Source organism: Aeromonas sp. QDB17 (genome assembly GCF_027705305.1).
GTDB lineage: Bacteria > Pseudomonadota > Gammaproteobacteria > Enterobacterales > Aeromonadaceae > Aeromonas > Aeromonas caviae.
Genome location: NZ_JAPDBP010000010.1, coordinates 107,358 through 121,564, shown reverse-complemented (window position 1 = coordinate 121,564; position 14,207 = coordinate 107,358). Strand labels below are relative to the sequence as shown.

Here is a 14,207-nt window from a genome sequence, read left to right as displayed (position 1 = left end):
GCGCACGCCACAGGGCCAACCCCGCGCCCCCTTCCATTTCGAAGCGTCTTCACTGGCCCCCGTTCTGCCGCACTTTCCATCTTGAGGCTCTCTGCCACAGAACGCCGCGCCCTTGGCCCAACCTCTTGCGTCTCAGTTTTTTCACCTGGCTAGCCCATGACGCCATTCCTCCCGTCTTGACGCTTTTTCACCAGTACAACCGGTGCTGCCGTCTCTGCCATGTTGAAGCCTCCGGCCACAGGGCGATCCCTTGGCTCACCCTCTTGCGTCTTGGTTTTTGTCATCTGGGCCCATGGCCCATCCCGCCTCTGGCTTTTTGACAAGGGCAGCCTCTGAGCCCACCCGTTGATCTTGCGCCCCTTTCGCCCGTGGCAGTCAACACGGCGCGCTTGCGGGTTTCTCAGGCGCCCCGCCCTTGTGTAGGGAACACGGTGGCGAGCGCGGGGTTGACGAGAAAATGGGGAGCGCAACGGACACTGCGATGGCAAGCGATACGGGAGGTCCATGGGTCACAAACAGGAGGGAAACACTCTGGTCTGATGGCATATGAACTCATTTTTCAATCAAGCCGCCATGACGCGACCATCCGGGGCGCGTTTCCCTCACCAGTCCCAGTCACCATCGTCGTTGCCGACTTTCATGCCAAGGTGCCTTTTATACAAAATCGCAACGTTGAAAACGTTTTTCATTCACCACTCGTCTACCTGAATGGCACGAATGATTGGTCACTTAAACTTTCGTGTTCTTTTTTTACCATTTCTGTGTGTCCCCCCCTTGCCCGGGACCCTGAGCCTGCCTAAAATCGCGCGTCTTTTATCAACCCCACCTCTATTGTTGGAGAACACCACGTGAGCGAAAAATTGGCCAACCCTGCCCCTCTGGGTCTGATGGGTTTCGGTATGACCACCATTCTGCTGAACATCCATAACGCAGGTTTCTTCCCCATCAGCGCCATGATCCTGGCCATGGGTCTGTGCTATGGCGGTCTGGCCCAGATCATCGCCGGCATCATGGAGTACAAGCGTGGCAACACCTTCGGTGTTACCGCCTTCATCTCCTACGGCACCTTCTGGTGGAGCCTGGTGTTCCTGCTGGTGATGCCGACCATGGGTCTGGCCGAGGCCACTCCCCACGCCTACATGGGCTGGTACCTGCTGATGTGGGGCATGTTCACCCTGTTCATGCTGATCGGGACCGTCAACTTCCCCCGCGTGAAGCAGTTCGTGTTCGCCTCCCTGACCGTGCTGTTCTTCCTGCTGGCCGCCCGTGACTTCACCGGCAGCACCCTGATCGGCACCATCGCCGGTTTCGAAGGCATCATCTGCGGCGCCAGCGCCATCTACCTGGCCATGGCCACCGTGATCAACGAGCAGTTCGGTCGCACCGTGCTGCCCATCGGCGAGCAGAAGAAAGCCGCTCCCGCCCAGCTCAAAGCCGCTGCCTAAGCACCCGGCGACATCGCTGTCACGAAAAAGGCACCCTCGGGTGCCTTTTGTGTTTCTGCCGCCCGGACACCGTGCCGGTCAGCCCTGCGCTCCGGGATCTCCCGCCAGCAACCGGGTAGCCGGGTAGCGGGCGGCGGGATCCTGGCCGTAGAAGCGGGCGAACTGGTCATAGACCGCGGGGTAGACGGCGCGCAGACGCAACGGATCGGTGAAGAAGCTTTCGCTGCACACCGCGAAGAACTCGGCGGGGTGCGAGGCGGCGTAGGGGTCTATCTCGGTCACCTCCTCTCTGGTCAACTGATCGTTCATCTCGTCAAACGCACCTTGCAGCGCCCGGGTCCATTGCTGGGGATCCATGCCCCGCGGCAAGGGCGGTGCACCGTCCGCATCCCCTCCCAGCATGTCGAGCTTGTGGGCAAGCTCATGGATCACCAGGTTGAATCCGTCCCAGTCACCGTCCTGCTGCAATTCACTCCAGGCCAGCACCAGCGGCCCCTGGGGCCAGGATTCACCGGCGTTCTCCTCTTCAAATTCGCTCACCAGCCCGAACTCGTCCTGCACCTCCTGACGACGGGTCACGGGCTCGGGGATGATGATCACCTCGTGGAAACCTCGATACCAATCGAACCCCAGGTGCAGGATGGGCAGCACTGCCTGCAGGGCCAGCACCCCCTGCTGGCGGGGCGTCAGTTCCACCCCGATCTGGGTGAGGGTCTTGCGCGAGAGAAAATGGCGCGCCAGCTCCATCAGCCTCTGCACCTCTTCATCTTCAAGCCCCTGCAAGATGGGCACCGCCGCCAGCGCCTCGCGCCACTCCTGCTCTTCGGGGAGACGGGGCTCCCGGGGAGATGCACCACCCAATACCTCTTTCAACCTGGACCAGAACACACGGACTCCTCTTGCCAATCAGACAGCTTTCACAAAACGTTTCGGACGCTCGCAATACCCTTGCGCCAGATAAAATCGGTGCGCCCCTTCGCGCTTGAGGCTGCTGGAGAGCTCCAGCTGGCCACACCCCAGGGCTGCCGCCCGCTGCTCTGCCGCCGCCAGCAGCAGGGCCCCGATGCCCCCGCCCCTTGCACCCTCATCGACAACCAGCGCCGAGATCAGGCCCCAGGCTGGTGCAAGGTGCATGGGTTGCAAGTGGTGCCACACCAGCACCCCCACCGGGATCCCCTCGCACAGGGCCACCAGGACCTCCCGCGCCGGATCGGGCTGGGCCAGCCTGGCGCTGACCGCCCCGTCAGGGTTGGGGTAGCCCAGCTGGGCAAACAACCCCGTCAATCCAGCCCCATCTTCCTCCCCGGCGAGGCGAATGATGTATCTGTTTTCCCTTGTTGCCACTCCTGGCCTCCTATTTGCATTACCCCAATCAGCCCTCTGGGCATGGCAAAGCGGCAGATGATGGGTATGTACCGAATCTTGTCCAGTTCCATTCACCATTTGTTAATGTCAATTCACAAATTAACAAAGCCACAACACTTTTCACTAGGAAGGCCCTGAACAAACCGATATGTTAAATCCCGCGGACTAACCAGTCGAAAGTCCCGCACAATCCTGAGTGACCCCCTTGGTCACCGCATATTTCAATGTTAAGGGAGCGAGGCATATAGACCTCGCCAAGACAGCGCAACAAAGGAGTTGTTGTACATGAATGAGATCGTCAATGCCATCAATGGCGTGATTTGGAGCCCAGCGCTCATCTATCTGTGTCTGGGGGTAGGCCTCTACTTCTCCCTGCGCAGCCGTTTCCTGCAACTGCGTCATATCAAGGAAATGGTGCGCCTGATGTTCGATGGCAAGAGTACGGATGCGGGCGTCTCCTCCTTCCAGGCCCTGGCCATGACCCTGGCCGGTCGCGTCGGTACCGGCAACATCGCCGGTGTGGCCACCGCCATCACCTTCGGCGGCCCGGGCGCCCTGTTCTGGATGTGGATGGTTGCCTTCCTCGGCGCCAGCTCCGCCTTCGTGGAGTCCACCCTGGGCCAGGTCTACAAGGAGAAGATCAACGGTGAATACCGCGGCGGTCCGGCCTTCTACATCGAGAAGGGGCTCGGCATGAAGTGGTACGCCTGGACCTTCGCCATCGCCACCATCTTCGCCTGCGGCGTGCTGCTGCCGGGCGTACAGGCGAACTCCATCGGCTCCAGCCTGCAGACCGCCTTTGCCATCGACCCCAACGTGACCGCCGCCGGTCTGGCGCTGCTGCTCGGTTTCATCATCTTCGGCGGCGTCAAGCGCATCGCCAACTTCGCCAGTACCGTGGTGCCCTTCATGGCGCTGGGTTACATCATCGTCGCCTGCGTCATCATCGCCCTGAACATCGGCCAACTGCCGGGCGTGATCCTGCTCATCTGGAAGAGTGCCTTCGGGATGGAAGCCGGCTTCGGCGCCATTCTGGGTCTGGCCATCATGTGGGGTGTCAAGCGCGGCGTCTACTCCAACGAAGCCGCTCAGGGGACTGGCCCCCACGCCTCCTCCGCCGCGGCGGTGAGCCACCCGGCCAAGCAGGGCCTGGTGCAGGCGTTCTCCGTCTACATCGACACCCTGTTCGTCTGCTCCGCCACCGGCTTCATGCTGCTCATCACCGGCCTGTACAACGTGCAGGGTCCGGACGGTGCCGCCCTCTACACCGGCATCGCCGGCGTGGCCGCCGGCCCAGGCTATGTGCAGACCGCCATGGAGAGCATGATGCCAGGCTTTGGCAACTACTTCGTCGCCATCGCCCTGTTCTTCTTCGCCTTCACCACCATCGTGGCCTACTACTACATCGCCGAAACCAACATCGCTTTTGTCAATCGCAAGATTAACCGCCCCTGGCTCACCTTCCTGCTGAAGATTGCACTGATGGCATCCACCGTCTACGGCACCGTCAAGACCGCTGATCTGGCCTGGGGTCTGGGTGACATCGGCGTCGGCCTGATGGCCTGGCTCAACATCGGCGCCATTTTGATGCTGCAAAAGCCCGCCTTCGCCTGTCTGAAAGACTATGAGGCCCAGAAGGCAATGGGACTGGATCCCGTGTTCCACCCGGAAAAGCTCGGCATCAAGAACGCCGACTACTGGACCGGCCGCCGTTCCGAGCAAAACCTGGAGCAGGAGCAATCCGGTCACCCCTTCGAACCGGACCGTCAGTCCACCTGAAGCGTTGACCCCTAAACAGAAAACAAAATGGCAGCCTAGGCTGCCATTTTTATTTGTGCTCTCTTGAGAGTGAGCGCCGGTTCAGAGCGCGTTGCGGCGGGGTCCGAACGGCAGGCGCCAGCGAAACAGGCTGTTGAGGGTCGCCCGCCACTGGTTGGGGCGCCCCAGGATCTGCCTCTGCAACCGGGTCTCTTCCTTGAGCATGGTCTCGTCACTGCAAGCCCAGGCCTGGGTGTAGAGCTGCTTGATCCCCGCCAGCGCATCCGGCGACTTGGTGATCAGGGTCCGGGCAAAGGCCCGCGCCTCTTCCAGGGGATCCGCGCACACCCGGCTCACCAGGCCGAGGGACTTGGCTTCGCTGGCTTCCAGCTCGCGCCCGCTCATGGCAAGCTCCATGGCGGTATCCATCCCCATCAGGTTGCGCAGGGTGACGCTGCCGCTCATGTCGGGGATGATGCCCCACTTGATCTCCATCACCGAGAAGCGGCAATCCGGGGTGCTGAAGCGAAAATCGGCGCCGAGCGCTATTTGCAGGCCGCCGCCAAAACAGACCCCCTGGGTCACCGCAATCACGGGCACCGGCAACTGATGCCAGCCATAGGCCACCCGCTGGGCCAGGTTGGTCGCCTCGTCCGCCTCGCGCTTGAGGATCTCCAGCGCCGCCACCGGCTGCCTCAGCATGGATTTCACATCCAGCCCGGCGCAGAACGCCCGCCCCTCCCCGTGCAGGATCACGGCCCGCAGCCCTTTTTGCCGGGATACCGCGTTCAGCGTCTCGTCGATGGCGTCGAACATGGCCCGATCCAGCGCGTTGAGCTTGTCCCCCCGGCAGAGCATCACCTCGGCAATCCCCTCCTGAAACACCCATTTGACCCTTGGCTTTTCCATCTCCGTCTTCGTCCTTTGATTCAACTGGTCATACCACAACGTTACCAGAGTGTTATGGGCAGGTACAGGGAGGCAGCCCCGGGCCTGCGACTAAAGTCGGCTGGCCCGGTGGTGGAGCCTTTGTCAGACTGGCCCCATGGTCACGGTGGAGCCTCTCATGTCACTTCTGTTCAATTTTGCCCGTCCACCGTTCGACGGCCTGGACGAGGAGGCACGCCAGCGGCTCGGTCAGCACCTCAGCATCTGCTACTTTCGCGCGGGCCAGACGGTGCAGCACGCCGGGGAGGAGCCCGCCGGGCTCTACCTCATCATCAAGGGGGCCGTGGAAGAGTCTGCCCCCCATCAATCCTTTGGCGACTATGGCGAGGGGGACATGTTCGACGTCCGTGCCCAGTTTGACGGGCACTGCCGCCACCGTTTCGCCGCCCTGGAAGATACTCTCTGCCAGCTCATTCCCCGCCCCGTCTTTCTGGCCCTGTGCGACGCGCACCCCCATCTCGCCCGCTACTTCACCGCCACCCTGGCGGAGCGCCAGCGGGAGCAGGAGCGGCGCAGTCAGCTCGGACAGCAGAACCTGGCGGAGTTCATCCTGACCCGTATCGCTCCCGACCATCTGCAGGCGCCGCTCATTGTGGAAAGCAGCCTCTCGCTCCTGGCCGCCACCGAGGCCATGGTGGCCAGGGGCACCGACTGTCTGCTCTATCCCGGAGCAGACGGCAGCCTGAGCCTGGCCACCCGCAAGACCCTGCTCCACGCCCTCACCCTCAAGGGATTGCCGCTCAGTGCGCCGCTGGCGGTGCTGACTCCCACCCCGCTGACGGGTCTGCCACTGGGGAGCTATCTGTTCGATGCCCTGCTGCTGATGACCCGCCACCGCATCAAGCGCCTGGTCATCTGGCAGGGGCAGGAGGTGGCAGGCATCCTGCATCTGACCCAGGTGCTCGGGCTCTTCTCCACCCACTCCCATGTGCTGACCCTGCGCATCGCCCGCGCCGACTCCCCGGCCGCCCTCGAGGCGGTCGCCCGGGAGCAGCAGCAGCTCATTCGCTCCCTGTTTGCCCAGGGGATCCACACCCTGTTCCTGATGAAGCTCATCGCCACCATCAACGAACAGTTGATCGCCAAGGCCTTTTCCCTGGTGATCCCCGCGGCGCAGCAAGAGCAGGTGTGCCTGCTGATGCTGGGGTCGGAGGGGCGTGGCGAGCAGATCCAGAAAACCGATCAGGACAATGCCCTGATCCTGCCGGATGGCCTGCCGTGGCCCACCCAGTCGGCGGATCTGGCCGCCTTCAGCGCCCTGCTGGCGCGCCTGGGTTATCCCCCTTGCCCGGGCAGGGTGATGGTCAACAACCCGGCCTGGGTGAAGCCGCTTGGCGGCTGGCTGCAAGGGATAGAGCAGGCCTGTGTGCGCGCCAGCGAAGCGGATCTGCTCTGGCTCGCCACCCTGGCCGATGCCCAGGCCATCACGGGAGATCGCGCCCGGCTCGCCCCCGTCGCCCGCCACCTGCGGGCCTGCCTCGCCGACAGGCCGGATCTGCTGGCGGAGATGGCAAGGGCCGCCGTCGCCTTTCACGCCCCCCTCACCCTCTTTGGCAGATTGGAGCAAGCCCCGGAGGGGCTGGATCTCAAGCGGGGCGGCCTCTTCCCCCTTGTCCACGGCGTCCGGGTGCTCTCCCTGGAGGCGGGGATCCTGGAGACCTCGACCACAGGACGCATCGAGGCCCTGGTGGGCCAGGGACGCCTCAGCCGGGACTATGGCACCAATCTGGCGGAGGCCTTCCGGCTGTTCATGCGGCTTCGGCTGCGCAGCCAGTTGCAGGAGGGAGACGGACGGGTGCGGGTGGCAGACCTCGGCCCCGCAGAGCGGGATCTGCTGCGCCATGCCCTGCACCAGGTGAAGAAGTTCCAGCAATGGCTCACCTTGCACTTTCGTCTTAGGCAATAGCGATGTGGATGCACTGGCGCCGCCGCTGGCTTGGCAGGATGTTTCGGGAGGGGGAGTTTGCCCCGCTCTTTGCCCGCCCTGCTGGCGACGAGTGGGTGGCGCTGGACTTCGAGACCACCAGCCTGGATCCGGCGCTGGCGGAGATCGTCTCCATCGGGGCGGTGCGCATCCGGGGCAACCGGATAGAGACGGGCGATGCCCTTGCCATCCGGGTCCAGGCTCCCGCCAGCCTGAGCACCGGGTCCGTGGTGATCCACGGCCTGCGCCATCAGGATCTGCAACAGGGCATGGCACTGGAGCCCGCGCTGCGCGCGCTGCTGGAGTTCATCGGCCCCCGTGAGCTGGTGGGGTATCACATCGCCTATGACCTGCGCATTCTCAACCTCGCCTGCCAACGGCTGTGGGGGCTCACCCTCCCCCAGCGCGGCATCGAGGTGAGCCGCCTCTATCACGATCACCTCTATCGCCGCTATCCCGATGCCGCCATCGATCTGCACCTGGCCGCGATCTGTCGCCATCTGGCGCTGCCAGCCCTGCCCCCCCACGACGCCCTGAGCGATGCCGTCACCGCCGCCCTTGTCTTTGTTCGCCTGCATCAGGGCGGCCCGCTGGCTTATCCCAAAGTCTAATTGTCCACAAATAACATTTAATTCACATTTTGATTACATGGACAGCCGTGCTGTCCGGTAGGGAACCCCTCATCCACCGCTGACATTCACTGTCATGGAGAACTGCAATGGAACAGCAACCGTATCTTCGGATCCAGCAAGATCCCAACTTCCAGGCACTGGTCGCCAAACGCCAGCGCTTTGCCTGGACCCTCTCCATCCTGATGCTGGGGCTCTACCTGGCGTTCATCCTGCTCATCGCCTTTGCACCGGGCTGGCTTGGCACCCCCTTGAGCGAAGGCTCCAGCATCACCCGTGGCATCCCGGTCGGGATTGGTCTCATCGTATCGGCCTTCGTGCTGACCGGTATCTACGTATTTCGTGCCAACGGCGAGTTCGACGAGCTGAACCAGAAGATCCTCAAGGGAGCGCAATCATGAAAGGCAAGTTTCTGCTGCCGCTGGCAGGTCTGATCTCCACCCCCTTGCTGGCGGCCGACGCCATCAGCGGCGAGGTGCAACGCCAACCCCTCAATATCTCGGCCATCGTGATGTTCGTGGTCTTCGTGGCCGCGACCCTGTTCATCACCTACTGGGCCTCCAAGCGCAACCGCTCGGCTTCCGACTACTACGCCGCTGGCGGGCGCATCACCGGCTTCCAGAACGGTCTGGCCATCGCCGGTGACTACATGTCCGCCGCCTCCTTCCTCGGCATCTCCGCCCTGGTCTACACCTCGGGCTACGACGGTCTCATCTACTCCATCGGCTTCCTGGTGGGCTGGCCCATCATCCTGTTCCTGATCGCGGAGCGGCTGCGCAACCTCGGCAAGTACACCTTTGCCGACGTGGCCTCCTACCGCCTCAAGCAGACCTCGGTGCGCAGCCTCTCCGCCAGCGGCTCCCTGGTGGTGGTCGCCCTCTACCTCATCGCCCAGATGGTCGGTGCCGGCAAGCTCATCGAGCTCTTGTTCGGCCTCCAATACCACGTGGCCGTGGTGCTGGTCGGCATCCTGATGGTGCTCTACGTGCTGTTCGGCGGCATGCTAGCCACCACCTGGGTACAGATCATCAAGGCGGTGATGCTGCTCTCCGGTGCCTCCTTCATGGCCATCATGGTGATGAAGTCCGTCAACTTCGACGTCGGTACCCTGTTCAGCGAAGCGGTCAAGGTCCATGCCAATGGTGCGGCCATCATGAGCCCGGGGGGCCTGGTCGCCGACCCCATCTCCGCCATCTCCCTTGGGCTGGCCCTGATGTTCGGTACCGCCGGTCTGCCCCACATCCTGATGCGCTTCTTTACCGTGAGCGATGCCAAGGAAGCCCGTAAATCGGTGTTCTATGCCACCGGCTTCATCGGCTACTTCTACATCCTCACCTTCATCATCGGCTTTGGCGCCATCCTGCTGGTCAGCACCAACCCGGACTTCAAGGACGCCACCGGCGCCCTGCTGGGGGGCACCAACATGGCGGCGGTCCATCTGGCCGATGCGGTGGGCGGCAGCCTGTTCCTGGGCTTCATCTCCGCCGTGGCGTTTGCCACCATACTGGCGGTCGTGGCCGGGCTGACCCTGGCGGGGGCCTCCGCGGTCTCTCACGACCTCTATGCCTGCGTCATCAAGGAAGGCAAGGCCAACGAGGCCGACGAGCTGCGTGTCTCCAAGATGACCACCCTGGTGCTGGGTGTGGTCGCCATCGGCCTTGGCATCCTGTTCGAGAAGCAGAACATCGCCTTCATGGTGGGCCTGGCGTTCTCCATTGCGGCGAGCTGCAACTTCCCGGTGCTCTTCCTCTCCATGTTCTGGTCCCGCCTGACCACCCGTGGCGCCGTCTATGGCGGCTGGCTCGGTCTCATCAGCGCCGTAACCCTGATGATCCTGGGCCCCACCGTCTGGGTGAAAGTACTGGGTCATGCCCAGGCCATCTTCCCCTACGAATATCCGGCGCTCTTCTCCATGGGGCTGGCCTTCATCGGGATCTGGTTCTTCTCGGTCACCGACAAGTCCCAGGCAGCCTCCGACGAGCATGCGAAGTTCTTCCCGCAGTTCGTCCGCTCCCAGACCGGGCTCGGTGCCTCCGGCGCCTCCGCCCACTAAGTGGCATCCTACGCATCCAAGCCGGCCCAGTGCCGGCTTTTTTCATGACCGCTCCCTCGCCTCCCCTCTGCAAGAGAGGCCGGAGCCCGTTGCCGGCCTGGTCGTGAAACCTTCCCCCCTGCAATGGGGCCAGATCACAGTTCCTGCTAAAACTTTCGGGGGATCTGTGCCATAATGCGCGCCATTTGACAGACCAACCGGGACATTCCAGTGCTTTCAAGCAACAACATCACCATGCAGTTCGGCGCCAAGCCGCTGTTTGAGAACATCAGCGTCAAGTTTGGCGGCGGCAACCGCTACGGCCTCATCGGTGCCAACGGCTGTGGCAAGTCCACCTTCATGAAGATCCTCGGCGGCGATCTCGAACCCACCGGCGGCAATGTGAGCCTGGATGTCAACGAGCGCATCGGTAAGCTGCGCCAGGATCAGTTCGCCTACGAAGAGATGCGCGTACTGGACGTGGTCATGATGGGCCACACCGAGCTGTGGGCCGCCATCGCCGAACGCGATGCCATCTACGCCAACCTGGAGGCCACCGACGACGACTACATGAAGGCCGCCGAGCTGGAAGGCCTGGTCGCCGAATATGATGGCTACACCGCCGAATCCCGCGCAGGCGAACTGCTGCTGGGTGCCGGTATTCCCATCGAGCAGCACAACGGCCCGATGAGCGAAGTGGCCCCGGGCTGGAAACTGCGGGTACTGCTGGCGCAGGCGCTCTTCTCCAACCCCGACATCCTGTTGCTGGACGAACCGACCAACAACCTGGACATCAACACCATTCGCTGGCTGGAGCAGGTGCTCAACGATCGTGAAAGCACCATGATCATCATCTCTCACGACCGTCACTTCCTGAACTCCGTCTGCACCCACATGGCGGATCTGGACTACGGCGAGCTGCGGGTCTACCCGGGCAACTACGACGAGTACATGCTGGCTGCCACCCAGGCCCGCGAGCGCCTGCTGGCCGACAACGCCAAGAAGAAGGCCCAGATCGCCGATCTGCAATCCTTCGTCTCCCGCTTCAGCGCCAACGCCTCCAAGTCCAGCCAGGCTACCTCCCGCCTCAAGCAGATCGACAAGATCAAGATTGAGGAAGTGAAGGTCTCCAGCCGTCAGAACCCTTTCATCCGCTTCGAGCAGGAGAAGAAGCTCTACCGCAACATCCTGGAGATCGAAGGCGTCTCCAAGGGTTATGGCGACGGTCCCCTGTTCAAGGGGCTCAACATGATGCTGGAAGTGGGCGAGAAGGTCGCCATCCTGGGTACCAACGGGATCGGTAAGTCCACCCTGATCAAGACGCTGGTCGGTGCCCTGGCACCGGATACCGGCACCATCAAGTGGTCCGAGAACGCCCAGATCGGCTACTACGCCCAGGATCACGCCGAAGATTTCGACACCGATCTCAATGTGTTCGACTGGATGGCCCAATGGAAGCAGGAGAACGAAGACGAGCAGGCGGTGCGCTCCGTGCTGGGTCGTCTGCTCTTCTCCCAGGACGACATCAAGAAGCCGGTCAAGGTGCTCTCCGGTGGTGAACAGGGCCGGATGCTGTTCGGCAAGCTGATGATGCAGCGCCCCAACATCCTGATCATGGATGAACCGACCAACCACCTGGACATGGAATCCATCGAATCCTTGAACCTGGCGCTGGAGATGTACAAGGGCACCCTGATCTTCGTCTCCCACGACCGCGAGTTCGTCTCCTCCCTGGCGACCCGCATCCTGGAGCTGACCGAAGACGGCATCCGCGACTTCGGCGGCACCTACGAGGATTACCTGCGCACCCAGGGTGTGGTGTAATCCCCCGCCTTCAAGCAAAGCGATCAGAACCGGCGCCTCGTGCGCCGGTTTTTTTATGCCTCCTTTATCACGCCCCACAGCAAGAGAAGGATTGGGGATAAGGAGAGCAAGAGTACAGCGCGCTGTCATACACCTGTCCCGTTCATCCCCAGCCAGGATAGGCAGCACAAGCCCGTGCCTGGCCCCTTCCCTCCTGCGCCCGCCCGCTCTGCCGGGCTGTCGATGGCACAAAAAAACGGCTCCATCATGGAGCCGTTTTCACACTTGGGGCCGTGAGGCTGACTTACTCGACAGTGGCTTCCACGTCGGTGAAGTATTCGATCTTGGCCGCCTTGCGCAGCTCGTCGATCAGCGACTTGTAGTCGGCCTGTGCCTTGCCCTGACCCAGCTGACCTTGCAGCAGGCTCACCATCTGGGACGGCTCCTTGATGACGTTGACCTTGTCCAGCGCCACCACCACACGATCACCGTTGGCTTCGGTCACCAGCTCGACGCTCGGCTTGCCATCGATCGGATGGGGCATGCGGAACGCCTGGGTCACCAGGTTCTGATCCATCTCCTGGGCAAAACGGGATACGCCGGTATGGGTATCCACTTTCAGACCCAGCGCGGTCAGGTCGGCCTGAACGTTCTCACCGGCCTTGAGCTTGTCCAGCAGACCCTGGGCCTTGCCACGGGCCACTTCACTGGCCTTGTCGTGCTTGATGGCGGTGATCACCTGCTCTTTCACCTCGGCAAGCGGCTTGGCCGCCTTCGGCTGGTGACCCATGATGTGCAGCACCAGCGCCTTGCCGTCGGCCAGCTCGATCACGTCGGAGTTGGTGTTGTCATCGCGCAGCTGTTCGGAGAACGCCACGGAGAGCACCTTGGGATCATTGAGCGGTGCCGGCGCATCGGCCTGGCTGAAATAGCCGGTGGACTGCACCTGGAGGCCCATGGCTTCGGCGGTCAAGTCCAGGGAGTCCGGGTTCTCGAAGCTGCTGTCGGCCATCTTCTGCTGTTCGGCGAAGAACTGCTCCTTGGCCTTCTCAGACTGCAGACGGGCGATGGTATCGCTCATCACGTCCACGAAGGGCTTGGTCTTGGCAGGCTCGACTCCCAGCAGCTTGATGATGTGGAAGCCGAACGGGCTCTTCACCACGGCGGAGAGATCGCCGGCCTTGGCCAGCGCGAACGCGGCTTTCTCGAAGGCAGGATCCATCACCCCCTTCTCGAACCAGTCGAGCTCCCCGCCCTTCTTCGCGGAGAAGGTATCGGAGGAGTCGGCCTTGGCCAGCGCGGCGAAATCGTCACCCGCCTTGGCCTTGGCCAGCACGGCCTCGGCTTTCTGCTCGGCGGCCTTTTCATCCTTGCCAAACGGGATCAGGATGTGCGCCACCTGACGGCGCTCGGGACGCTGGAACAGATCCTGATGCTGGTCGTAATAATCCTGGGCATCCTGCTCGGTGACCTTGATGTTCTTGCCAAGGTTCGCGGCATCGAGCAGCAGATAGTCGACCTTGACCGTCTCGTCGTTCATGAAGCGAGCGCTGTTGGCCTTGTAGAACTGCTCCACCTCGGCATCGCTCACCTCGATCCCGTCCACATAGGCGGAAGCGGCCAGACGGATCAGGCGCAGGTCACGGGTCTGGTTGTAGAGACGATCCAGTTGCTCGGCTTCACCCTTGAGGGCGAACTCCGATCCCAGCACGGCGCCCATCAATTGCTGGCGCACCATGTCCTGGCGCAGGGAGTCGCGGAACATCTCGGGGGTCATGCCGGCACGGCGAATGAGCTGCAGGTAGCGGTCATTGCTGAACTTGCCGTTCTCGGCAAACTCGGGCATGGCGACGATGGCCTGCTTGATCTGCTCATCGCTGACGCGCAGACCCAGGGAGCGGGCCTTGTCATCGATCAGCGCCTGATCGATCAGACGGTCCAGCACGCCACGGCGGAACTGTTTCATGTAATCGGGATTGGCGGCCAGCTGGTTGAAGGCCTCACCCATTTGGGATTCCATGCGGGCCCGCTCATTGCGGTAGGCATTCTCCAGTGCGGGGGCACTGATGTCATTGCCGTTGACGGTGGCGGGGGCGGTACGTGCCGGGCCATTGAGGTAGCTGCCTACGCCGGCCAAGGCAAAGGAGAGGATGATCAGGCCCAAGATAACCTTGGCTACCTTGCCCTGCGCCCCTTCGCGTAGTTTATCCAACATCATGTTTGTACTTATGCTCCCGAACTCGATGGGCGTAAATAATGAAAAGGCGCACCGATTGCGATGCGCCTTGGTCAAGCAGTATGAG

General features: G+C 62.4%; 11 protein-coding genes. 7 read left to right on the top strand and 4 right to left on the bottom strand.

Features of this window, described 5'->3' with window-relative positions; genetic code table 11:
* Window positions 1–848 precede the first annotated feature (848 nt).
* A complete protein-coding gene (locus OKC41_RS10580; protein WP_029314465.1) occupies window positions 849–1,445 on the top strand; it encodes a GPR1/FUN34/YaaH family transporter in 597 nt (198 codons plus the stop codon).
* 78 nt (window positions 1,446–1,523) lie between these two features.
* On the opposite strand, the gene OKC41_RS10575 is transcribed toward OKC41_RS10580, so the two are convergent.
* Window positions 1,524–2,333 (bottom strand): zinc-dependent peptidase, encoded by an 810-nt coding sequence (locus OKC41_RS10575; RefSeq protein WP_201894126.1) that lies wholly within the window; start codon window positions 2,331–2,333, stop codon window positions 1,524–1,526.
* An 18-nt stretch (window positions 2,334–2,351) separates the two neighbouring features.
* Window positions 2,352–2,720 carry a GNAT family N-acetyltransferase gene (locus OKC41_RS10570; protein ID WP_010674583.1) on the bottom strand — a complete coding sequence of 123 codons (369 nt, stop codon included), beginning with the start codon at window positions 2,718–2,720 and terminating at the stop codon, window positions 2,352–2,354.
* Between the two features lie 375 nt (window positions 2,721–3,095).
* Between OKC41_RS10570 and OKC41_RS10565 the strand changes: the two genes are divergently transcribed.
* A complete protein-coding gene (locus OKC41_RS10565; protein WP_201894128.1) occupies window positions 3,096–4,589 on the top strand; it encodes a sodium:alanine symporter family protein in 1,494 nt (497 codons plus the stop codon).
* A gap of 81 nt (window positions 4,590–4,670) precedes the next feature.
* Here the strand turns inward: OKC41_RS10565 and OKC41_RS10560 are convergent, their stop codons facing one another.
* Window positions 4,671–5,477, bottom strand: a complete 807-nt coding sequence (locus tag OKC41_RS10560) for a crotonase/enoyl-CoA hydratase family protein (RefSeq protein ID WP_042016074.1) — start codon at window positions 5,475–5,477, stop codon at window positions 4,671–4,673.
* A 157-nt stretch (window positions 5,478–5,634) separates the two neighbouring features.
* On the opposite strand from OKC41_RS10560, the gene OKC41_RS10555 reads away from it, so the two are divergent.
* The 5 genes from OKC41_RS10555 to OKC41_RS10535 all read left to right on the top strand — a co-directional run bounded on the left by OKC41_RS10555 (window position 5,635) and on the right by OKC41_RS10535 (window position 11,925).
* Complete coding sequence (locus tag OKC41_RS10555; RefSeq protein WP_201894129.1) at window positions 5,635–7,422, top strand: putative nucleotidyltransferase substrate binding domain-containing protein; 1,788 nt, start codon at window positions 5,635–5,637, stop codon at window positions 7,420–7,422.
* Window positions 7,423–7,424: 2 nt separating this feature from the next.
* Window positions 7,425–8,051, top strand: a complete 627-nt coding sequence (locus OKC41_RS10550; protein ID WP_201894130.1) for a 3'-5' exonuclease — start codon at window positions 7,425–7,427, stop codon at window positions 8,049–8,051.
* A gap of 107 nt (window positions 8,052–8,158) precedes the next feature.
* Window positions 8,159–8,470 (top strand): DUF485 domain-containing protein, encoded by a 312-nt coding sequence (locus tag OKC41_RS10545; protein ID WP_039039049.1) that lies wholly within the window; start codon window positions 8,159–8,161, stop codon window positions 8,468–8,470.
* The gene (locus tag OKC41_RS10540) at window positions 8,467–10,122 is read left to right on the top strand and encodes a cation acetate symporter (RefSeq protein WP_039039048.1); all 1,656 of its coding nucleotides are present in this window, start codon (window positions 8,467–8,469) and stop codon (window positions 10,120–10,122) included. The genes OKC41_RS10545 and OKC41_RS10540 overlap by 4 nt, the downstream gene beginning before the upstream one ends.
* Window positions 10,123–10,332: 210 nt before the next feature.
* Window positions 10,333–11,925 (top strand): ABC-F family ATPase, encoded by a 1,593-nt coding sequence (locus tag OKC41_RS10535; protein ID WP_041215256.1) that lies wholly within the window; start codon window positions 10,333–10,335, stop codon window positions 11,923–11,925.
* A gap of 283 nt (window positions 11,926–12,208) precedes the next feature.
* On the opposite strand, the gene ppiD is transcribed toward OKC41_RS10535, so the two are convergent.
* A complete protein-coding gene (gene ppiD / locus OKC41_RS10530; RefSeq protein WP_201894131.1) occupies window positions 12,209–14,122 on the bottom strand; it encodes a peptidylprolyl isomerase in 1,914 nt (637 codons plus the stop codon).
* Window positions 14,123–14,207 lie beyond the last annotated feature (85 nt).